Annotated in this window: 18 protein-coding genes and 1 pseudogene; 3 read left to right on the top strand and 16 right to left on the bottom strand. The window is 71.1% G+C overall.

Annotated features, from left to right (window positions below; all coding sequences use genetic code 11):
- Positions 1-31 precede the first annotated feature (31 nt).
- The 5 genes from der to aroH all read right to left on the bottom strand — a co-directional run bounded on the left by der (position 32) and on the right by aroH (position 4,492).
- A complete protein-coding gene (der, locus tag ACFT4A_RS22055; protein WP_215122382.1) occupies positions 32-1,525 on the bottom strand; it encodes a ribosome biogenesis GTPase Der in 1,494 nt (497 codons plus the stop codon).
- 80 nt (positions 1,526-1,605) lie between these two features.
- Positions 1,606-2,253: a lysophospholipid acyltransferase family protein gene (locus tag ACFT4A_RS22050; protein ID WP_382832601.1), complete on the bottom strand. Its 648-nt coding sequence runs from the start codon at positions 2,251-2,253 to the stop codon at positions 1,606-1,608.
- Positions 2,250-2,912, bottom strand: coding sequence for a (d)CMP kinase (cmk, locus tag ACFT4A_RS22045; protein ID WP_382832599.1), 663 nt, complete (start codon positions 2,910-2,912; stop codon positions 2,250-2,252). Before cmk ends, ACFT4A_RS22050 begins: the two co-directional genes overlap by 4 nt.
- Before the next feature lie 135 nt (positions 2,913-3,047).
- The gene (locus tag ACFT4A_RS22040) at positions 3,048-4,133 is read right to left on the bottom strand and encodes a prephenate dehydrogenase (RefSeq protein ID WP_382832597.1); all 1,086 of its coding nucleotides are present in this window, start codon (positions 4,131-4,133) and stop codon (positions 3,048-3,050) included.
- On the bottom strand, positions 4,130-4,492 hold the full coding sequence (gene aroH / locus ACFT4A_RS22035; protein WP_382832595.1) for a chorismate mutase: 363 nt from the start codon (positions 4,490-4,492) through the stop codon (positions 4,130-4,132). The genes ACFT4A_RS22040 and aroH overlap by 4 nt, the downstream gene beginning before the upstream one ends.
- 180 nt (positions 4,493-4,672) lie before the next feature.
- Between aroH and ACFT4A_RS22030 the strand changes: the two genes are divergently transcribed.
- Positions 4,673-5,113 carry a Rieske (2Fe-2S) protein gene (locus ACFT4A_RS22030; RefSeq protein ID WP_382832594.1) on the top strand — a complete coding sequence of 147 codons (441 nt, stop codon included), beginning with the start codon at positions 4,673-4,675 and terminating at the stop codon, positions 5,111-5,113.
- 22 nt (positions 5,114-5,135) lie between these two features.
- Entirely contained in the window at positions 5,136-5,834 is a 699-nt protein-coding gene (locus ACFT4A_RS22025) for a DNA polymerase beta superfamily protein (RefSeq protein WP_382832593.1), read from the top strand.
- Positions 5,835-5,837: 3 nt separating this feature from the next.
- On the opposite strand, the gene ACFT4A_RS22020 is transcribed toward ACFT4A_RS22025, so the two are convergent.
- From ACFT4A_RS22020 to ACFT4A_RS21975, 10 genes are all read right to left on the bottom strand, one after another.
- Positions 5,838-6,857 carry an ADP-ribosylglycohydrolase family protein gene (locus tag ACFT4A_RS22020; protein WP_382832591.1) on the bottom strand — a complete coding sequence of 340 codons (1,020 nt, stop codon included), beginning with the start codon at positions 6,855-6,857 and terminating at the stop codon, positions 5,838-5,840.
- Between the two features lie 74 nt (positions 6,858-6,931).
- Complete coding sequence (locus tag ACFT4A_RS22015) at positions 6,932-7,996, bottom strand: pseudouridine synthase (protein ID WP_382832589.1); 1,065 nt, start codon at positions 7,994-7,996, stop codon at positions 6,932-6,934.
- Complete coding sequence (scpB, locus tag ACFT4A_RS22010) at positions 7,996-8,682, bottom strand: SMC-Scp complex subunit ScpB (RefSeq protein ID WP_382832587.1); 687 nt, start codon at positions 8,680-8,682, stop codon at positions 7,996-7,998. Before scpB ends, ACFT4A_RS22015 begins: the two co-directional genes overlap by 1 nt.
- Entirely contained in the window at positions 8,679-9,815 is a 1,137-nt protein-coding gene (locus ACFT4A_RS22005; RefSeq protein WP_382832585.1) for a segregation/condensation protein A, read from the bottom strand. The genes scpB and ACFT4A_RS22005 overlap by 4 nt, the downstream gene beginning before the upstream one ends.
- Before the next feature lie 18 nt (positions 9,816-9,833).
- The gene (locus ACFT4A_RS22000) at positions 9,834-10,418 is read right to left on the bottom strand and encodes a hypothetical protein (protein WP_382832584.1); all 585 of its coding nucleotides are present in this window, start codon (positions 10,416-10,418) and stop codon (positions 9,834-9,836) included.
- On the bottom strand, positions 10,403-11,530 hold the full coding sequence (locus tag ACFT4A_RS21995) for a ParA family protein (RefSeq protein WP_215122371.1): 1,128 nt from the start codon (positions 11,528-11,530) through the stop codon (positions 10,403-10,405). Before ACFT4A_RS21995 ends, ACFT4A_RS22000 begins: the two co-directional genes overlap by 16 nt.
- A gap of 412 nt (positions 11,531-11,942) precedes the next feature.
- Complete coding sequence (gene ald / locus ACFT4A_RS21990) at positions 11,943-13,067, bottom strand: alanine dehydrogenase (RefSeq protein ID WP_382832581.1); 1,125 nt, start codon at positions 13,065-13,067, stop codon at positions 11,943-11,945.
- 136 nt (positions 13,068-13,203) lie between these two features.
- Positions 13,204-15,243 carry a tetratricopeptide repeat protein gene (locus ACFT4A_RS21985; RefSeq protein WP_382832580.1) on the bottom strand — a complete coding sequence of 680 codons (2,040 nt, stop codon included), beginning with the start codon at positions 15,241-15,243 and terminating at the stop codon, positions 13,204-13,206.
- 252 nt (positions 15,244-15,495) lie between these two features.
- Entirely contained in the window at positions 15,496-16,122 is a 627-nt protein-coding gene (locus ACFT4A_RS21980) for an NUDIX domain-containing protein (RefSeq protein ID WP_382832579.1), read from the bottom strand.
- A 96-nt stretch (positions 16,123-16,218) separates the two neighbouring features.
- Complete coding sequence (locus tag ACFT4A_RS21975; protein ID WP_382832741.1) at positions 16,219-17,877, bottom strand: CTP synthase; 1,659 nt, start codon at positions 17,875-17,877, stop codon at positions 16,219-16,221.
- A 521-nt stretch (positions 17,878-18,398) separates the two neighbouring features.
- Here ACFT4A_RS21975 and ACFT4A_RS21970 point away from each other — a divergent pair.
- Positions 18,399-20,201, top strand: coding sequence for a glycoside hydrolase family 15 protein (locus ACFT4A_RS21970; RefSeq protein ID WP_382832577.1), 1,803 nt, complete (start codon positions 18,399-18,401; stop codon positions 20,199-20,201).
- 91 nt (positions 20,202-20,292) lie between these two features.
- Here the strand turns inward: ACFT4A_RS21970 and ACFT4A_RS21965 are convergent.
- Positions 20,293-20,891: pseudogene (locus ACFT4A_RS21965) on the bottom strand (NAD(P)-dependent oxidoreductase); the annotation flags it as partial.
- Between the last annotated feature and the right edge of the window lie 107 nt (positions 20,892-20,998).

The following is a 20,998-nucleotide window of genomic DNA, read 5'->3' as shown; positions in this document are numbered from 1 at the left end:
CCCGCGGGGGCCGCCCTTCCACCGTTTCGCGCTACTTCTTCTTCGCGCCGCGCTTCTCGCGCACCCGCACCGAGATGTGGATCGGCGTGCCCTCGAAGCCGAACTCCTCGCGCAGACGGCGCTCGATGAAGCGCCGGTAGCCCGCCTCGATGAAGCCGGAGGCGAACAGCACGAACCGCGGCGGCTTGGTGCCCGCCTGTGTGCCGAACAGGATGCGCGGCTGCTTGCCGCCCCGGACCGGGTGCGGGTGGGCGGCGACCAGCTCACCGAGGAAGGCGTTCAGCCGGCCCGTCGGGACCCGGGTCTCCCAGCCCGCCAGGGCCGTCTCGATCGCCGGGACCAGCTTCTCCATGTGCCGCCCGGTGCGCGCCGAGACGTTCACCCGCGGGGCCCACGCCACCTGGCCGAGCTCGGTCTCGATCTCCCGCTCCAGGTAGTAGCGGCGCTCCTCGTCGAGGGTGTCCCACTTGTTGAAGGCGACGACGATCGCTCGGCCCGCCTCCACGGCCATGGTGACGATCCGCTGGTCCTGCACCGAGATCGACTCGGCGGCGTCGATGAGGATGACGGCCACCTCCGCCTTCTCGACGGCGGCGGCGGTGCGCAGCGAAGCGTAGTAGTCGGCGCCCTGCTGGAGGTGGACGCGCTTGCGGATGCCCGCCGTGTCGACGAACTTCCAGGTGACGCCGCCGAGTTCGATCAGCTCGTCGACCGGGTCACGGGTGGTGCCCGCCAGCTCGTTGACGACGACGCGCTCCTCGTTCGCCACCTTGTTGAGGAGCGAGGACTTGCCGACGTTCGGGCGGCCGATCAGCGCGATCCGGCGCGGGCCGCCGACGGCGGTGCCGAAGCTCTGCTCGGGCGCCTCCGGCAGGGCCTCCAGGACGGCGTCCAGCATGTCGCCGGTGCCGCGGCCGTGCAGCGAGGAGACCGGGTGCGGCTCGCCGATGCCGAGGGACCACAGCGCGGTCGCGTCGGCCTCGCCGCTCGGGCCGTCGACCTTGTTGGCGCAGAGCACCACCGGCTTGTTGGCCTTGCGGAGCAGCCGTACGACGGCCTCGTCGGTGTCGGTGACGCCGACCTTGGCGTCGACGACGAAGACGACCGCGTCGGCGGCCTCGATGGCGTACTCGGCCTGGGCGGCCACGGAGGCGTCGATGCCGAGGACGTCCTGCTCCCAGCCGCCGGTGTCGACGACCTTGAAGCGGCGGCCCGCCCACTCGGCCTCGTACGTCACGCGGTCGCGGGTGACGCCCGGCTTGTCCTCGACGACGGCCTCGCGGCGTCCGATGATGCGGTTCACCAGAGTCGACTTGCCGACATTGGGCCGGCCGACCACGGCGAGCACCGGCAACGGGCCGTGCCCGGCCTCCTCGATCGCGCCCTCGACGTCCTCGGGGTCGAAGCCCTCCTCCGCGGCGAGCTCCATGAACTCCGCGAACTCGGCGTCGCCGAGCGCCCCGTGGTCGTGCTCGTGCGCGCCCTCGGAGGCGGCCGAGCCGTCGGGCTGGATGTGGTCGTTCATGAAGTCCGTACCTCGTCGTTCATCTTGGTGGTCGGTGGAGTACCCGCTGTCTTCCGGGCTGATCCACTACTCAGTGTTGCCTAGCGCCTGGTGAGGCGCCTGGCGTTTTCCAGGTGGGCGGCGAGCTGCTTCTGGATGCGGCCGGTGGCCTCGTCCAGCGCCTTGCGCGTACGGCGCCCGCTGCCGTCGCCCGCGTCGAAGGGCTCGCCGAAGACGACGTCGACGCGCGAGCGCAGCGGAGGCAGCCCCTTTATCAACCGTCCGCGCTTGTCGGTGCTTCCCAGCACGGCGACCGGCACGATCGGGGCACCGCTGCGCACCGCGAAGTACGCCAGCCCGGCGCGCAGCGAGGCGAAGTCGCCCTCGCCCCGGGTGCCCTCGGGGAAGATGCCGAGCACGCCGCCGCTGTCCAGGATGCCGAGCGCGTGGGTGATCGCCGTGCGGTCGGTGGTGTCGCGGTCCACCTTCACCTGCCCGATGCCGAGCAGGAAGGGGTCCAGCGGCCCGATGAACGCCTCCTTCTTGATCAGAAAGTGCGTCGGCCGGGGCGCCACGCCCATGACCATCGGGCCGTCGATGTTGTGGGAGTGGTTGACCGCGAGGATCACCGGGCCGTTCGTCGGCACCCGCCAGGCGCCGAGCACGCGCGGCTTCCAGAACCCGTACATCAGGCCGACGCCGATGCGCCGCCCGACCTCGGCACCCCGTACCGAAGGCAGCTCGGTCACTTCCCTGCCCGCTTCTCCTCGACGAGGGTGACGACGCACTCGATGACCTGGGCCAGCGTGAGCTCGGTGGTGTCCACCTCGACCGCGTCGCCCGCCTTGGCGAGCGGCGAGGTCTTGCGGCTGGAGTCGGCCGCGTCCCGCTTGATCAGGGCCTCGCGGGTGGAGTGGACGTCGGAGCCCTTCACCTCGCCGCTGCGGCGGGCGGCACGCGCCTCCGGGGAGGCGGTGAGGAAGATCTTCAGGTCGGCGTCGGGCAGCACGGTCGTGCCGATGTCACGGCCCTCGACCACGATGCCGTCCTCCGCTGAGGCCGCGATCGTGCGCTGCAGCTCGGTGATCCGGGCCCGCACGTCGGACACCGCGCTGACCGCGCTGACCTTGGAGGTGACCTCCTGGGTGCGGATCGGGCCGGCCACGTCGACGCCGTCGACGGTGATGGTCGGGCCCTGCGGGTCGGTGCCCGAGACGATCTCCGGCTTGCCGGCCGCGGCGGCGATGGCGGCGGGGTCGTCGATGTCGATGCCGTTGCTCACCATCCACCAGGTGATCGCCCGGTACTGGGCGCCGGTGTCCAGGTAGCTCAGCCCGAGCTGCGCCGCCACGGCCTTCGAGGTGCTCGACTTGCCCGTGCCGGAGGGGCCGTCGATGGCGACAATCACGGGCGTGGGGCTTTCCACAGTGGAGACCTTCCTGGACCGGGCTGGCGGGGGTGAGGGCGCGACTGCCCCGCACAAGGTTACTGGGTGCGGGTCACTCGTCCGGCCGCGCGTCGGACGGCCCTGTTCCAGGATGCCCTACTGCCGGATCGCCCAGCCCCGCTCGCGCAGCGCGGCGCTCAGCACGGGGGCCGCCTTCGGTTCGACCATCAGCTGCACCAGACCGGCCTGCTGCCCGGTCGCGTGCTCGATCCGTACGTCCTCGATGTTGACGCCGGCCATGCCCGCGTCCGCGAAGATCCGGGCCAGCTGTCCGGGCTGGTCGTCGATGAGCACCGCCACGACCTCGTAGACCCGGGGGGCGGAGCCGTGCTTGCCGGGGACGCGGATCTGCCCCGCGTTGCCGCGCCGCAGGACGTCCTCGATGCCGGTGCCGCCCTCGCGGCGCTTGTGGTCGTCGGTGGACTGCAGGGCGCGCAGGGCCCGCACCGTCTCCTCCAGGTCGCCGGCGACGTCCGTGAGCAGGTCGGCGACCGGCCCGGGGTTGGCGGAGAGGATGTCGATCCACATCCGGGGGTCGGAGGCGGCGATCCGCGTCACATCCCGGATGCCCTGCCCGCACAGCCGTACGGCCGCCTCCTCGGCGTTCTCCAGACGCGCGGCGACCAGGCTGGAGACCAGGTGCGGCATGTGGGAGACCAGGGCGACGGCACGGTCGTGGGCGTCGGCGTCCATCACCACCGGCACGGCACGGCAGTGCGAGACCAGTTCCAGGGCGAGGTTCAGCACCTCGGTGTCGGTGTCCCGGGTCGGGGTCAGCACCCAGGGCCGGCCCTCGAAGAGATCCCCGGTCGCGGCCAGCGGGCCGGACTTCTCCCGGCCCGACATGGGGTGCGTGCCGATGTAGGCGCTCAGGTCGAGGCCGCGCGCCTCCAGCTCGCGGCGGGGCCCGCCCTTGACGCTGGCGACGTCCAGGTAGCCGCGCGCCGCTCCGCGGAGCATGGTGTCGGCGAGCACGTCCGCCACATGGGCGGGCGGGGCGGCGACGATCGCGAGGTCGACGGGCCCGTCGGGCGCCTCGTCGGTGCCGGCGCCGAGCGCGGCCGCCGTACGGGCCTGCTCCGGGTTCGGGTCGGCGAGGTGCACGACGACGCCCCGCTGGGACAGGGCCAGGCCGGCGGAGGTGCCGATGAGGCCGGTGCCGATGACGAGTGCGGTTCTCACTGGGCGATGTCCTTGCGCAGGGCGGCCGCGGCGCCGAGGTAGACGTGGGCGACGCCGGCCCGGGGCCGGTCGGACTCGATGTGCGCGAGAACCCGGACGACCCGGGGCATGGCGCCCTCGATGTCGAGTTCCTGGGCGCAGATCAGCGGTACGTCGACGATGCCGAGCTTGCGGGCGGCGGCCGCCGGGAAATCGCTGTGCAGGTCGGGCGTGGCCGTGAACCAGATGCTGATCAGGTCGTCGGCCACGAGTTCGTTGCGCTCGAGGATGGCCGTGAGCAGGGCTCCAACCTGCTCGTCCATGTGCCCGGCTTCGTCCCGCTCGAGTTGGACGGCCCCCCGGACCGCTCGTACCGCCACGGCGCTGCTCCTTGCTGACGTGCGTGTCGCTCTACGTCCGTCCAGCCTAGTCAGCCCGCGCGAACGGGATGCGCGGCGCCCGCCCGATGAGACACCCGAATTACTATTCCTTAGGTATTTTCAGTGCCAAGATTCAGAAAAGTCCTTTTTCTTCCGTTTTGGCACTTTCGGAGCGACGACATGACATACGACACCACGCGCCGGACGGTTCTCCTCGCGACGGGCGCGACCGGCGCGGTCGCACTGGTCGCGGCCTGCGGCGGGGGCGGCGACGGCAACGGCTCCACGTCGACGGTCTCCCCCACCGGCAAGGAGACCACGGACGCCCCCGCCGGTCAGGAGCTGGCCTCCACCGACGAGATCCCGGTCGGCGGCGGCAAGATCTTCAAGAACGAGGAGGTCGTGGTGACCCAGCCGGAGCAGGGCCGGTTCAAGGCGTTCTCGGCGATCTGCACCCACCAGCGCTGCCTGGTGACGACGGTCTCCGACGGCACGATCAACTGCCCCTGCCACGGCAGCAAGTTCCGCATCGCGGACGGCGCGGTCGCCCACGGCCCGGCGACCCGCGCCCTGCCCGCCGAGCAGATCACCGTGGAGGGAAACTCGGTCCGCCTCACGTGAGAGTCCGCGTACTCTCCCGGGCATGCGGCCCGATCACCTGATACGCGACCATACGATCTACGCCTGCGTGATGGGCTCCCGCGCCTTCGGTCTGGCGACGGACGGCAGCGACACCGACCGCCGTGGCGTGTTCCTGGCCCCCACACCTCTGTTCTGGCGCCTCGACAAGCCTCCGACACACGTCGAGGGCCCGGCCGAGGAGCAGTTCAGCTGGGAGCTGGAGCGCTTCTGCGAGCTGGCCCTGCGCGCCAATCCGAACATCCTGGAGTGCCTGCACTCCCCGCTCGTGGAGTACGCCGACGACACGGGCCGCGAGCTCCTGGCCCTGCGGGAGGCGTTCCTCTCCCGGCGGGTCCACGAGACGTTCACGCGGTACGCGGAGGGCCAGCGCCGCAAGCTGGAGGCGGATGTCCGTACCCACGGCGCCCCGCGCTGGAAGCACGCGATGCATCTGCTGCGCCTGCTCATCAGCGCCCGGGACGTGCTGCGCACGGGCACGCTCACGATCGATGTCGGCGACCGGCGTGAGCCGCTGCTCGCGGTGAAGCGCGGCGAGGTGCCCTGGTCCGGCGTCGAGTCCTGGATGACCCGCCTGGCCGCGGAGACCGCCGAGGCCGCCACGCGCAGCCCGCTCCCGGCCGAACCGGACCGGGAGCGCGTGGAGGACTTCCTCGTCCGCGCCCGCAGGACCTCGGCCCTGCGGGCGGACCCGGGCCGCTAGGACTCACGCGTCCCAGAGCGCCCCGAGGGTCAGCAGGTCGCTGCGGTACTCGATACGGTCGGCCCATTCGGCGGGCCAGACCTCGGCTCCCAGGTGCGCGCCGGCGAAGGCGCCCGCCAGGCAGGCGATCGAGTCGGAGTCGCCGGCGGTGCAGGCGGCGCGACGCAGGGCCGTCACCGGCTCGTCGGGGAAGAGCAGGAAGCACAGCATCCCGGTCGCCAGGGCCTCCTCGGCGATCCAGCCCTCGCCGGTGGCCAGGCACGGGTCGTCCTCGGGTGAGACGGTGCGCACGGCGTGCCGCAGCCGGTCGAGGATCTCCAGGCACTCGTCCCAGCCGCGCGCGATGAACTGCTCGGGCGTCGGAGCCTTGGCCCGGGTCCACAGGTCGCCGAGCCAGCGCTCGTGGTAGTGGCTGCGGTTCTCCAGCGCGTACGTGTGCAGCAGCCCGACCAGGTCGGCGGGCTCGGCGCCCTGCGCGAGCAGTCGTACGGCGTGCGCGGTGAGGTCGGACGCGGCGAGCGCGGTGGGGTGCCCGTGGGTGAGGGCGGACTGCAACTGGGCGGCGCCCGCGCGCTGTTCGTCGCTCAGGCCCCGGATCACGCCCAGGGGCGCGACGCGCATGTTGGCGCCGCAGCCCTTGGACTGGATCTGGCTGGCGTCCTGCCAGGGGCGGGCCTCGTGCTCCAGCAGACGGCAGGCCCGCAGGCAGGTGTTGCCGGGGGCGCGGTTGTTCTCGGGCGAGCGGTTCCAGGCGATGAACTCCTGCCGCACGGCCTCGGCCATCCCCTCGGGCTCCAGCACGCCCCGGTCCATCGCCGTCCGTACGCCCCTGCCGAGCGCCAGTGTCATCTGCGTGTCGTCGGTGACCAGCGCCGGCGTCGGCAGCTCCAGCTGCCGCCACGGACCGAATCTGGCGACGATCCTGTCCACCAGGCTGAACTCGGTCGGACAGCCGAGCGCGTCCCCCAGCGCGAGGCCGGTGAGCGTTCCGGTGGCGGCTTGCTTGTGGACGAGCGTGGCCATCTGCGGGAGTCCTTCCGTTCCCCGCGCCCTGCTGGGCGTGGGGAACTCACGGCGTGCGGAGTGTCCGCACCAGCCTAGAGATCGACTTCCTGCATCAGCATGCCGACCTCCGTGTTGGACAACCGCCGCAGCCAGCCCGACTTCTGGTCGCCCAGGGTGATCGGCCCGAAGGCGACCCGCACCAGCTTGTCGACCGGGAAACCGGCCTCCGCGAGCATCCGGCGCACGATGTGCTTGCGGCCCTCGTGGAGGGTGACCTCGACGAGGTAGTTCTTGCCGGTCTGCTGGACGACCCGGAAGTGGTCCGCGCGCGCGTAGCCGTCCTCCAGCTGGATGCCGTCCTTGAGCTGCTTGCCCAGGTCGCGCGGGATGGGGCCGACGATGTGCGCGAGGTAGGTCTTCTTCACGCCGTACTTCGGGTGGGTCAGCCGGTGCGCCAGCTCGCCGTGGTTGGTGAGCAGGATGACACCCTCGGTCTCGGTGTCGAGCCGGCCGACGTGGAAGAGCCGGGTCTCGCGGTTGGTGACGTAGTCACCGAGGCACTGCCGGCCCTCCGGGTCCTCCATCGTCGACACGACACCGGCGGGCTTGTTCAGCGAGAAGAACTGGAAGCGCTGGGTGGCGACGGTCAGCCCGTCGACCTTGATCTCGTCCTTCTCCGGGTCGACGCGCCGACCCTGCTCCAGGACGATCTCGCCGTTGATCTCGACCCGGGCTTCCTCGATCAGCTCCTCACAGGCGCGCCGGGAGCCGAAGCCCGCGCGCGCGAGGACCTTCTGGAGCCGCTCGCCCTCCTGCTCGGCGCCCGGGAAGGTCTTGGGGATCTTGACGTCCTTCTTCCCGGCGTACCGGTCGCGGTTGCGCTCCTCGATCTGCGCGTCGTACTCACGAGGGCGCGCCGGAGCCGTACGCCCACGCTGCTGGGGCTGCTTGGGACCGCCCTTGGCACCGCCGCGCGCCGCACCGCCGCGCCCGGACTTGGGCCCGTCCTTCGTCGCCCCGGGGCCCACGTCGTAGCGGCGCTCCTCGGGGCGGGGCTTGCTGGGGCGGCTCTGCCCCTGCTTGTCATCCCTGTTGTTGCCGGCGCCGCGGTGATTGCCGCGTCCGCCGTTTCCGCCGTTCCTGCCGCTGCTTCGCATCAAAGTTCCGTCTGGTCGTCTTCGTCGTCGGTACCCGGGTTCACCGGGCGGCCCGGCACGTCGTCATCAGGCGCGTCCGGGTCGAACGACGGTACGCCCTCCTGGGTCTCGGCCTCGATCGCCTCCGCCTCCGGGAGGAAGGGCGCGAGCTCCGGGAGCTCGTCCAGACCGCGCAGGCCCATCCGCTCCAGGAAGTAGTTCGTCGTCGTGTACAGGATCGCACCTGTTTCGGGTTCCGTGCCCGCCTCCTCGACCAGACCCCGTTGCAGGAGGGTCCGCATGACGCCGTCGCAGTTGACTCCGCGCACGGCCGAGACCCGGCTGCGGCTGACCGGCTGCCGGTACGCGACGACGGCCAGGGTCTCCAGGGCGGCCTGGGTGAGGCGGGCCTGCTGGCCGTCCAGGACGAAGCGCTCGACGGCGGGCGCGTACTCGGCACGGGTGTAGAAACGCCAGCCGTTCGCGACGAACCGCAGCTCGAAGCCGCGCCCCTGGACCGTGTACTCGTCGGCCAGCGCGCGCAGCGCGTCCGTGATCTGGCGGCGCGGCCGGTCGAGGATCTTCGCGAGATGCTCCTCGGTCGCGGGCTCGTCCACGACCATCAGGACGGCCTCCAGAGCGGGCTTGAGGTCGAGGTCGGCGACGGTACGCAGCCCGGCCGGGATCTCGCTGATTTCTTCGCTCACGCCGGTTTCTCCTCCTTCGGCGGCTCGGGCGGCCGGTCGAACTCGTCGGTGACGGTCGGTGTCTCGTCCCCGTCCCCGCCGGTCCACCGCACGAGCAGCTCGCCCAGCGCGGTCTCCTGCTCCAGCTCCACGGCCTTCTCGCGGTACAGCTCCAGCAGTGCGAGGAAGCGGGCCACGACGGTGAGGGTGTCGTCGGTGTCCTCGATGAGCGCCCGGAAGCCGACCTCGCCCAGCTCCCTGAGCCGGGCCACGACGATCCGGGCCTGCTCCTGCACGCTGACCAGAGGGGCGTGGATGTGGTCGACGTACACCTGCGGCCTGGGCTTGGGCTGCATCGCCTTCACGGCGAGCTTGGCGAACCCTTCGGCCCCGATGCTGATGACGACCTCGGGCAGCAGCTCGGCGTGCTGCGGTTCGAGCCCGACGGTACGCGGATAGCGCCGGGCCTCGTCGTCGAGCCGTCCGCTGAAGATGTCCGCGATCCGCTTGTACGCGCGGTACTGGAGCAGCCGGGCGAACAGCAGGTCCCGGGCTTCCAGCAGCGCCAGATCGCCCTCGTCCTCCACCTCGGCGGCGGGCAGCAGCCGGGCCGCCTTCAGATCGAGCAGGGTGGCCGCGACGACGAGGAACTCGGTCGTCTCGTCCAGATCCCAGTCCGGCCCCAGCGCCCGGATGTACGCCATGAACTCGTCGGTCACCTTCGACAGCGCGACCTCGGTGACGTCCAGCTTGTGCCGGGAGATCAACTGCAGCAGCAGATCGAAGGGACCTTCGAAGTTGGCGAGCCGAACCTTGAAGACTCCGTCGGCGACGTCGCCCGGGGCCTCGGCCCCCACAGCGGCCTCGACGGGCGCCACCGGCTCGACGGACGGCGTCGGCGCCACAGCCTCCGTCGGGCCAACGGGCCTCTTCGGCTCAACGGGCTCCACCCGCTCGGCCACCGGCCCCAAGGCCTCCGCCGCTGTCGGCTCAGCCGGTGCCACCGGCTCGAGCGGCGCGACCTCGGGCCACACCTCCGCAGCAGACGGCGGAGGCGACTCCTGCTCCACCCGCGGAGCACCCGGCCCCCGCCCCAACGCGCGCCGACGGCCGTTCGGGCCGTCGGCGGGTGGAGGGGAAGCGTTCGAGGTCATAGCCCCCGCAGGCTACCGTTACCGCCCGCGCAGGCGTCGTACGAGGATGCTGGCGTCTCCGCGGGTCTCCAGGTCGGCGAGGACCACGGCGACCGCCTCGCGGACGATGCGGCCGCGGTCGACCGCGAGGCCGTGCTCGCCCCGGAGCACGAGACGGGCGTGCTCCAGATCCATGAGTTCCTCGGCGGACACGTACACGGTGATCTTCTCGTCGTGCCGCTCACGGCCGCTGGGGCGGCGCGCGGCCGCCCGTCCGCGCTTGCGTGGCGCCGCGCCCGCGGCAGCGGCGGCAGAACCTTCCTGCGCCGCCTGGCGCCGCCCGGTGCCGGAGCGCTCCGCGGCCGCGGAGCGGCTGCGGGACTCCCCGGCGTCGGCCGACTCCGCGTCCGCCGCCACATGCTCGGCGCCCTCGCCGTCGCCGCCCTGCGCGGGCACCGACTGCGGCGCGTCCTCCGCGCCCGCCGCCGCGTCGCCCTCACCCGCCGGAGCGGGCACCCGGGCGTCGCCGTTGACCTGGCGCCTGGGCGAGGACGACTGCAGCCCCATCCCCCCTGTCGTACGGAAGAGTTCGTCGGCCCCCGGCAGACTCACTCGGCGTGACACCGGGCGAGCACCTCCCTGGCGAGCTGGCGATAGGCGGCGGCACCGACGGAGTTGGAGGCGTAGGTGGTGATCGGCTCACCGGCGACCGTGGTCTCCGGGAAGCGGACCGTGCGCCCGATGACCGTGTGGTAGACGTGGTCGTCGAACGCCTCGACGACACGCGCGAGCACCTCACGGCTGTGCACGGTGCGCGAGTCGTACATCGTGGCGAGGATTCCGTCGAGCTCCAGCTCCGGGTTGAGGCGTTCCTGGACCTTCTCGATGGTCTCCGTCAGCAGCGCCACACCGCGCAGCGCGAAGAACTCGCACTCCAGCGGCACTATCACCTTGTGCGCGGCCGTCAGGGCGTTGACCGTGAGCAGGCCGAGCGAGGGCTGGCAGTCGATGACGATGAAGTCGTAGTCGGGCAGCAGCGGCTTCAGGGCGCGCTGCAGTGTCGACTCGCGGGCGACCTCGGAGACCAGCTGGACCTCGGCCGCCGACAGGTCGATGTTGCTGGGCAGCAGGTCCATGTTGGGGACCGCCGTCTTCAGCAGCACCTCGTCGGCCGCCATGCCCCGCTCCATGAGCAGGTTGTAGACGGTGAGGTCGAGTTCCATCGGGTTGACGCCGAGACCGACCGACAGCGCGCCCTGCGGGTCGAAGTCCACGAGCAGGACCCGGCGTCCGTACTCCGCGAGCGCGGCACCCAGGTTGATGGTCGACGTCGTCTTGCCGACGCCGCCCTTCTGGTTGCACATCGCGATGATCTTCGCGGGACCGTGGTCGCCCAGCGGGCCCGGGATCGGGAAGTACGGCAGCGGACGCCCGGTCGGACCGATGCGCTCCCGGCGCTGTCTGGCCGCGTCGGGCGCGAGAGTGGCTGCGTACTCGGGGTCGGGCTCGTACTCCGCGTCGGGGTCGTAGAAGTGCCCCTCGGGCAGTTCGTCGTAGTCGGCGAGTTGGTTGTGGGGCGCGCCACTTCCGCCGCCGGCCATGGCGTTCACGTGATGGCCATCCATCTTCTGGTGTGCTGTGTGAGTCGCCTGCTGACTCTGGTGGGCTGCGAAGGTGCGCACAGCGACGGAGCCGACAGCCGCGAATCCCGCGGGCTCCTGGTCCCGTGCAGGCATTCCTGGTTGGCCACCCCCGGGAGTAAATGTCGACTCATTCACAAGTCGTCTTACCTCCTTGGTGACCAGGAAACTTCTAGACAGGTCAGCGTGGCACCATGCCGACGGTTGGCGACTCTATGGCGTGTCGGGCGTCCGCAGCAACACAATCCGCCGGACCCGGCCCGATGTGTCGGCAATGAAACATCCCGCTGTCAAGGGCGTACGGCCGTCGCACGGCAGGTTTCACCGGTGTGCGAATCGGTTGAAGGGTTACGTTCGAGGCGAGTTGCTCGAGAAGCGCGAAGTGACCATACACACATCCGGCCGGACCTTGTCGGGCAAGGTCCGGCCGGGTGCGCGGCGTTGACGGCCTGTGTTGACGTATCGCCTTTACGGGTTGATGACTTAGCCGATTTACCGGCCGTCGGACTCAGACCAGCAGCGAGGCCAGCTCCACGTGCTCGACGCCGTGGGCCTCGGCGACCTCGCGGTAAACGACCTTGCCGTCATGCGTGTTGAGACCCCGGGCCAGCGCCGGGTCGCGGCGCAGCGCCTGGGCCCAGCCGTGGTTCGCGAGCTCCACGATGTACGGCAGCGTGGCGTTGGTCAGCGCGTAGGTGGAGGTGTTGGGCACCGCGCCGGGCATGTTGGCGACGCAGTAGAAGACCGACTCGTGGACCGGGAAGGTCGGCTCGGCGTGGGTGGTCGGGCGGGAGTCCTCGAAGCAGCCGCCCTGGTCGATCGCGATGTCGACAAGGACACTTCCGGGCTTCATCCGCGAGACGAGCTCGTTGGTGACCAGCTTCGGGGCCTTGGCGCCGGGGATCAGCACGGCACCGATGACGAGGTCGGCCTCCAGGCAGGCCTTCTCCAGCTCGAAGGTGTTCGAGACGACGGTCTGGATCTTCGTGCCGAAGATCTTGTCCGCCTCGCGGAGCTTGTTGACGTCCTTGTCGAGCAGGGTCACGTGGAAGCCCAGGCCGATGGCGATCTGGGCGGCCTGCCAGCCCGAGACACCGCCGCCGATGACGACGGCCCGGCCGGCCAGCACGCCGGGGACGCCGCCGGGCAGCACGCCCCGGCCGCCGTTGGCGCGCATCAGGTGGTAGGCGCCGACCTGCGGGGCCAGCCGGCCCGCGACCTCGGACATCGGGGCGAGCAGCGGGAGCGCGCGGCTGGGCAGCTCGACCGTCTCGTACGCGATCGCCGTGGTGCCGGACTCCAGGAGGGCGTCCGTGCACTCCTTGGAGGCGGCCAGGTGCAGGTAGGTGAAGAGCGTCTGGTCCTTGCGGAGGCGGTGGTACTCCTCGGCGATGGGCTCCTTGACCTTCAGCAGCAGGTCGGCGGCGGCCCACACCTCGTCGGCGGTGCCCAGGATCTGGGCACCGGCGAGGACGTACTCCTCGTCCAGGATGGAGGAGCCGGCGCCGGCGCCGCGCTCGATGACGACCTGGTGGCCATGGCGCACCAGCTCGTGCACGCCGGCGGGGGTGATGGCCACCCGGAACTCGTTGTTCTTGACCTCGCGGGGGATGCCGACCTTCACGTCGATCACGGTCCTTGGCTCAGAGGGTATGGGGGCATTACTAGGCATACCCGGCCGCGCTCGGGCACACCGGGAGAGACCGCAGGAGAACGTGCGGCAGAGCCAGTCTAATGAAGGTGTTCCCGCTGTCTAGCCTTTCATTGCATCAATCTTCAGCGGATGCGGTACGGATTTCGCAGGCGTCAGCGTCATCTTCCTGGTTTACCTCTCCGAGGAGCCGCTCGGCCGCGCCCCGGTGCAGCCCGGCCGACGCGGGGTCACCGAGGTGTTCGAGGGTGTCGGCGACCCGCAGATGCAGCGCGGCCTGCAACCGTGTGTCCTCGGCCCGCCGCGCCCATTCCACGGCCTCCCGGCAGGTGCGCAGCGACTCGTCGGGGCGGCCCGCGTACTCCTGGACCCGCGCCAGTTCGCTCAGGGCCCGCGCCTGGGCGGCCACGTCACCGAGCTTGCGGTGCCCGGAGATCGCCGCGCGCCAGTTCCGCAGGGCCTCGCCGTAGCGGCCCGCGAAGGTGTGGGCGGCGGCGATCCGCCCGTACAGCCGGGCGGCGTCGGCGCGCTCGTCCCGGGCGAGCCGCTCGACCAGGGCCCGGCCGAACCAGTCGGCGGCCCGGTCGTAGTCGCCGAGCTCCAGGTGCGCGCCGCCTACGGATTCCATGGCACGTCCGGCCGCGTACGGGTCGTCGATCTCGCGTCCGGCGTCCAGCGCGGCCCGGTAGCGCACCAGCGCGTCGGCCGTACGGCCGCTCCGGGCGTCGAGATCGCCGAGGTTGAGCAGGGCGGCGGCCCGCTCGCGGGGCAGCTCGCGGCGCTCGGCCACCTCGAGGACCAGGCTGTGGATCTCGTAGAGGTCGGGAGCGGCCGCCCGGGTCCCGACATGCGCCACCATCGCCCGCACCAGCTGGGCCATCAGCCGCCGGGCCAGGGTGTCCAGCTCCCCGTCGCCGACCGCGAGCCGGGCCGAGGCCAGCAGGGCGGGCCGGGTCAGGCGCAGCCAGTCGGCGGCCGCCCTGGGAGTGGGAAAGCGCAGGGCACGCGGCAGGTCGAGGAGCTTCTGGCGTGCCTGGGGGCTGTCGGTCTCGGTGATGGCACGGCAGACCTGGAGCAGCCGTACGGTCCGCTCCAGCATCCGGGCACGGGCCACCTGGAGGTCGGCCGGGCGCTCGTGGTGCCGGGCGAGGACACGGAGCAGCGGGTGGAGGCAGCCGGGGACCTCGTACTGCGGCAGCGGCGAGTCCACCGCGTGCAGGAAGCCGAGGGCGACGCAGTCGTCCAGGGTGGTGCGGGCGCTGTCGACCGAGCAGCCGACGAGCGCGGAGGCGGCCTGCGGGTCGACCAGTCCGGCCGGGGCGAGGGCGAGCAGGCGCAGCATCCTCGCGGCGGAGGCGGGCAGGGCGTCGTAGGCGAGGCGGAAGACCCGGCTCAGGGCGGTTCCCTCGGCGGGGTCGGTCCGCAGTTGCTTCGCCAGGTCCAGGACGGCCGCCTTGGGGCGGGCCGCGAGCCAGCCGCCCGCGAGCATCAGCGCGGCGGGCTGCCCCTGGCACTCCTCGGCGAGTCCCTCGGCGGCCCGGGGGTCGACGGTGATGCGGACCGAGCCGGTGTGCCGGGACAGCAGCTCCACCCCGGACTTGGCGTCCAGGCCGCCCAGGGTGCAGGGGCGGACGTCCGAGATGCCGGTCAGCGGACCCTCGGAGACCGCGACCACCAGGCAGTCCGGGGTGTCGGGCAGCAGCGCGTCGACCTGCTCGGCGTCGGCCGCGTCGTCCAGCAGGAGCAGGGCGCGGCGGTCGGCCAGGGCGCCGCGCAGCGAGTCGGTGAGGTCGTCGCCGCAGGCCCCGGCCGGGGCTTCCCGGTCCAGGGCGGCGAGCAGGTCGCGGGCCGCGCGCTCGACGGGTACGGGGGTGCCGTCGGGGTCGGTCAGACGGGCGCGCAGCACCCCGTCCGGGTAACGGTCCGCGACCTGCTGTGCGAGTTCCTCGGCGAGTGCGGTGCGTCCCGAGCCGGGCCGGCCGGCGATGAGCAGCACCCGCGCGCGTGGGGGTTTGCGGCCGGCGAGGGTGTCCAGTCCGGCGCGCTCGATGTCGGCGCGCAGTTCCTTCAACTCCCGTGTGCGGCCCAGGAACCGACTCTCGCCGGCCGCGTGTCCGGTCAGCCGCACGTCGCTTGTCTCCACGACCTGATCCGTCACGGGCCACACTCCCGTCCCACGCACGCAAGCCCGCCGGGAATCCGGTTCGGGCGTGCCTCAGAGCCTAGTTCACGCTCTGCAACGTTCCGGGTGGAGCGCGACGGGCACGGCAGTCACATCCCCCGATCGGATCAGCCGATCTTCACACCTTGGAGGGGCTTGCGGGGGCTCGGAGGGGCAGGGCGGAGGGGGACAGAGCGGCGGAGGAGGGCGATTTCAAGCCCCTTCACGCCCCCGCCCGGCCCCTTGCGCTCACGCCTCGAACGGCCGTGCCGGCCACGGCGCCTGGGCGGGGCGCAGCGCGTCCAGGCCGCTGCCCGCGCGGGCGGCGACCAGGGACAGGACGCCCACCACGAGGCAGTTGTTGTGCAGTTCGCCGGCAAGCACGCCCCGCACGAGGTCCTCGACCGGGACCCGGTCGAGTTCCATGTCGGCCTCTTCCTCCTCGACCGCGAAGCGCTCGCCCTCGGCCTCGGACAGATCACGGGCGAGGAAGATCCGTACGGCCTCGTCGCAGCCGCCGGGGGTGGTGTAGACGTCGGTCAGCACCCGCCAGTCCTCGGCCTTGACGTGCGCCTCCTCGTACAGCTCCCGCTGCGCGGCGTGCAGCGGGTTCTCGCCGGGGACGTCGAGCAGACCGGCCGGGATCTCCCACAGCTTGTGGCGCACGGGGTGGCGGTACTGGCGCAGGACCAGGACGCGGTCGGCCTCGTCGAGGGCGAGGACGGCCACGGAGCCGGGGTGGACCTGGTAGTCACGGCCGACCACGGTGCCGTCGGGCATGACCACGTCGTCGGTGCGGACGGAGGTCTTGTTGCCGACGAAGGGGGTGTCCGTCGCCCGGACCTCCCACTCCTCCGGGGTGTCCTTGATCGTCATGCCTGTCCTTCCACGTACCCGACCCGACCTGCTGAAAAGAAACCGGGGTGCACACCCTTTGAAGGGATGCACCCCGGCCACCGTACAACTGGTGTGTTACTTCGAAGTCTTCCGCTCGACCGAGGCCTTGACGAGCCCGGCGAACAGCGGATGCGGACGCGTCGGGCGCGAGCGCAGCTCCGGGTGTGCCTGGGTGGCGACCAGGTACGGATGGACGTCGCGCGGGTACTCGACGTACTCGACGAGCTTGCCGTCCGGGGAGGTGCCGGAGAACTGGATACCCGCCTTCTTCTCCAGCTCGGCCCGGTAGGAGTTGTTCACCTCGTACCGGTGACGGTGCCGCTCCTCGACGTACTCCTTGCCGTCGTACACCTCGCGCACGATCGAGCCCTCGGCCAGCTTGGCCGGGTACATGCCCAGTCGCATGGTGCCGCCCATGTCGCCGTCACCGGCGACGATGTCGAGCTGCTCGGCCATGGTGGAGATGACGGGGTGGCCGGTGGCCGGGTCGAACTCGGTGGAGTTGGCGTCCGGGATGTCGACCAGGTTGCGCGCGGCCTCGATCACGATGCACTGCAGGCCGAGACAGAGGCCGAGCAGCGGGATCTTGTTCTCGCGGGCGTACTTGATCGCGCCGACCTTGCCGAGCACACCGCGGTCGCCGAAGCCGCCGGGGATGCAGACACCGTCGACGTCGCCGAGCTGCTGGGCCGCACCGGCCGGGGTCTTGCAGTCGTCGGAGGTGACCCACTTGATCTTCACGCGGGCACGGTTGGCGAAGCCGCCGGCCCGCAGCGCCTCGGTGACCGACAGATAGGCGTCGGGCAGGTCGATGTACTTGCCGACCAGGGCGAGGGTGATCTCGTGGTCGGGCTTGTGGACGCGGTCGAGCAGGTCGTCCCAGGTGGTCCAGTCGACGTCCCGGAACGGCAGGTCCAGCTTGCGGACGACGTAGGCGTCCAGGCCCTCGCCGTGCACGGTCTTCGGGATGTCGTAGATCGAGCGGGCGTCGGGGCAGGCGACGACGGCGGCCTCGTCGACGTCGCACATCAGCGAGATCTTCCGCTTGATCGCGGTGGGCACCTCGCGGTCGCAGCGCAGCACGATCGCGTCCGGCTGGATACCGATGTTGCGCAGGGCCGCAACCGAGTGCTGGGTGGGCTTCGTCTTCAACTCACCCGAGGGGCCGATGTAGGGCAGGAGCGAGATATGGACGACGAAGACGTTGTCACGGCCGACCTCGTGCCGGACCTGGCGGACGGTCTCCAGGAACGGCAGCGACTCGATGTCGCCGACCGTGCCGCCGACCTCGGTGATCACGACATCGACCTCGTCCGTCGCCATGCGGCGGATGCGGTGCTTGATCTCGTTGGTGATGTGCGGGATGACCTGCACGGTGTCACCCAGGTACTCGCCGCGCCGCTCCTTGGCGATCACGGTGTTGTACACCTGACCGGTGGTGACGTTGGCGGAGCCGTCGAGGTCGCGGTCGAGGAAGCGCTCGTAGTGGCCGATGTCCAGGTCGGTCTCGGCGCCGTCGTTGGTGACGAACACCTCACCGTGCTGGAAGGGGTTCATCGTGCCCGGGTCCACGTTCAGGTACGGGTCGAGCTTCTGCATCACGACGCGCAGACCGCGGGCCTTGAGCAGCATGCCGAGGCTGGAGGCCGTCAGGCCCTTGCCGAGCGAGGAGGCGACACCCCCGGTGACGAAGATGTGCTTGGTCGTCGAATTACGAAAAGCGGCGGGCGGCATGGCCAAGACGGGGCTCCCGTGGTCGCGGTCTGGGGGTGCGGTGCGGCTGCCTGCCGGAGGCTTCTCCGGGGGTGGCCGTCGCTGCGGTTCGGGGGTTTACTGGCCCACCGGTCCACGGGCTACCAGCGTATCAGCGCCTCGGGGCGATGGCTTCCGGCCACGCTCCGCGCACACGCCGACACGGAGGCGATCGCCGTTACCGGTCTCTCACCCGCTGCTCACTCGTTCGGCGTACCTGGCTTGCCCGGAGCGGCACACAGATCATCAGCGTGCGTCGTATCCTGCTCGGACACTCGCTGCCGAGCCCGCCCGGCCCAACGGCACCACCCACCGCCTGTGAGCGCCGGAACAACGTGAGCTCGTCAGTTCGTTGAGCAACAATGGGCGCTTTGCGTCACGGCTGAGTGACCTGTTTTGCTTCATCGCTCAACGACGCATTGCAAGACTTGCTGAAACCCCCCTTGACCGCACTAGCGACAGCCCCCTCGTGGGGTGACGTGGCCGTTCGACTGGAGTTGCACGTGGCCGGGCGCATCGAAGACTACGCACTCATCGGAGACATGCAGACCGCTGCCCTGGTCTGCCGGGACGGGACGGTCGACTGGCTGTGCCTGCCCCGCTTCGACTCGCACGCCATCTTCGCCGGCCTGCTGGGCACCGAGGAGCACGGCTTCTGGCGGCTCGGCCCCGCGTACGCCTCCGACCAGCAGCCACCCACCGCCGCCCGGCGCAGCTACCGCGGTGACTCGCTGGTCCTGGAGTCCGAGTGGGACACCCAGCGGGGCACGGTCCGGGTGACCGACTTCATGCCGCCGCGTGACGGCGCCCCGCAGCTCATCCGGATCGTGGAGGGCGTCTCCGGCCGTGTGCCGATGCGCTCGGAGCTCCGGATGCGGTTCTCCTACGGCCGGGTGGTGCCGTGGGTGCACAAGCACGACGGGCGCACGGTGGCCGTGGCGGGCCCCGACTCCGTGTGGTTCGACACATCCGCCGAGACCTACGGCAAGTCTCTGACGACCTACGCGGATTTCACGGTCGCCCCCGGTGACCGGATCGCGTTCACGATCTCCTGGCAGCCCTCGCACAAGGAGCCGCCGCCGCTGCCCGAGCCGGAGCAGTCGCTGGAGGCGACGGAGGACTTCTGGCGCGACTGGGTCGATCACTGTACGTACCACGGTCCCTACCGCGAGGCCGTGATCCGCTCGCTGATCACGCTGAAGGCCCTGACGTACGCCCCGACCGGCGGCATCGTCGCCGCGCCCACCACCTCCCTGCCGGAGGACATCGGCGGTGTCCGCAACTGGGACTACCGCTACACCTGGCTGCGCGACGCGGCGATCACCCTGTCCTCGCTGCTGCGCACCGGCTACCGCGAGGAGGCCCGCGCCTGGCGCGAGTGGCTGCTGCGGGCGGTGGCGGGCGACCCGGAGAACCTGCAGATCATGTACGGCATCGCGGGCGAGCGCGAGCTGGGCGAGGCGGAGCTGGACTGGCTGCCGGGCTACGAGAACTCCGGCCCGGTCCGGGTCGGCAACGGCGCCGCCCACCAGCTCCAGCTGGACGTGTACGGCGAGGTCACCGAGGCCCTGCACCTGGCCCATATGACGGGCCTCGCACGCAACGACTACGCCTCGCTGCTCCAGCTCAAGCTGATCCGCTACCTGGAAGGCCACTGGCAGGAGCCGGACGAGGGCATCTGGGAGGTGCGCGGCCCGCGCCGCCACTTCGTGCACTCCAAGGTGATGGCCTGGGTCGCGGTCGACCGCACGATCAAGCTCATCGAGTCCGGCGACGCCGACGGCCCGCTGGAGCGGTGGCGGGAACTGCGCGACGACATCCACCGGGACGTGTGCGAGAAGGGGTACGACAAGGAGCGCAACACCTTCACGCAGTCGTACGGCTCGAAGGAGCTGGACGCCTCGCTGCTGCTGATCCCGCAGATGGGCTTCCTGCCGCCGGACGACAAGCGCGTCATCGGCACCATCGAGGCGATCCAGCGGGAGCTGTCCACGCCGGACGGCTTCATCCTGCGCTACCCGACGGAGGGCGACAACGCGGGCGTCGACGGTCTGCCCGGCGACGAGGGCGCGTTCCTCGCCTGCTCGTTCTGGATGGCCGACGACCTGGCGATGATCGGCCGCGTGGACGAGGCCCGCAAGCTGTTCGAGAAGCTCCTGGCCCTGCGCAACGACCTCGGCCTGCTGGCCGAGGAGTGGGACCCGCACCTCCAGCGCCAGGTGGGCAACTTCCCGCAGGCGTTCAGCCACGTGCCGCTGATCGACACGGCGCTGCGTCTGACGGCCTCGGGCGCGTACGGCGGCTGACCGTTTGTAGGTTTCCAGATCCCGTGTCCTTTTCCCACTGGCGATGTCCACCGCGTGGCCAAGAGGACACGGCGATGGGAGTCCGCAGGTGAAGCGTCGTGAGGAAGGTCATCAGCCGGGCCAGACGTTCGTCGGTCATCACTTCCAGGGACTTGACCAGGAAGAACATTCCGGCTTCCTCCTCGTACACGTCCAGGCCCACCCCGCTGAGTCGGCCGGCGCGCAGGGTGGCCGGCAGGGCGTCCGTGTCGACCAGGCCGCCTCGGCTCGAGTCGGCGAACAGCCGCTCCTTGGGGACGTACTCCATGCCGAGGGCCACGCAGTCGGGGTTCTCGGCGAACACCGTGCCGATCTCGCCCGTGCCCACGACGCCCGCGGTGCGGCCATTCAGGTCGCGGCCCATGAGGCCGTCGAGGCGGAAATCGAACTCGCGGGTGCGGTGCGCGGCACGGACGATGCGCCGGTTGACTGTGAGAGCCAGGGCCCGTGTTCGCGGGCTGCGGCCAGGGCGATGTTGTTGTAGCCGGTGGCCCGCTGGCACGACCTCGTGGCCGACTGCTGGGGAGCGGTGTCCCGGTTGAGGAACAGCTTCAGGCAGCGCAGCTCATGGTGGCCGCCGAAGGCCTGGTCGAAAGCTTCCCGCAGGAGCGGTCTCTCGTCGGCGAGAGCTCCGTACGCGATGATCTCCACGTCGTTTCTCCTGCTCCTGCCCTGGGCTGGTCGGCCCCAGCGCAGGGGACCTTCGGGCCCGTGGCGCAGGGGAGGCGGAAGCCGTCCAACAGGGCACCACGCACTAT

This window comes from Streptomyces sp. NPDC057099, from assembly GCF_042671245.1.
GTDB lineage: Bacteria > Actinomycetota > Actinomycetes > Streptomycetales > Streptomycetaceae > Streptomyces > Streptomyces purpurascens.
The sequence above is the reverse complement of the archived record's forward strand: the minus strand, read 5'-3'. Positions and strand labels throughout refer to the sequence as shown.

Excerpts from the sequence above, each read along its gene's own strand:
- der (WP_215122382.1), bottom strand. The coding sequence starts at position 1,525 with ATGAACGACCACATCCAGCCCGACGGCTCGGCCGCCTCCGAGGGCGCG.
- ACFT4A_RS22030 (WP_382832594.1), top strand. The coding sequence starts at position 4,673 with ATGACATACGACACCACGCGCCGGACGGTTCTCCTCGCGACGGGCGCG.
- ACFT4A_RS22025 (WP_382832593.1), top strand. The coding sequence starts at position 5,136 with ATGCGGCCCGATCACCTGATACGCGACCATACGATCTACGCCTGCGTG.
- ACFT4A_RS22020 (WP_382832591.1), bottom strand. The coding sequence starts at position 6,857 with ATGGCCACGCTCGTCCACAAGCAAGCCGCCACCGGAACGCTCACCGGC.
- ACFT4A_RS22015 (WP_382832589.1), bottom strand. The coding sequence starts at position 7,996 with ATGCGAAGCAGCGGCAGGAACGGCGGAAACGGCGGACGCGGCAATCAC.
- ACFT4A_RS22005 (WP_382832585.1), bottom strand. The coding sequence starts at position 9,815 with ATGACCTCGAACGCTTCCCCTCCACCCGCCGACGGCCCGAACGGCCGT.
- ACFT4A_RS21995 (WP_215122371.1), bottom strand. The coding sequence starts at position 11,530 with ATGCCTGCACGGGACCAGGAGCCCGCGGGATTCGCGGCTGTCGGCTCC.
- ACFT4A_RS21980 (WP_382832579.1), bottom strand. The coding sequence starts at position 16,122 with ATGACGATCAAGGACACCCCGGAGGAGTGGGAGGTCCGGGCGACGGAC.
- ACFT4A_RS21975 (WP_382832741.1), bottom strand. The coding sequence starts at position 17,877 with ATGCCGCCCGCCGCTTTTCGTAATTCGACGACCAAGCACATCTTCGTC.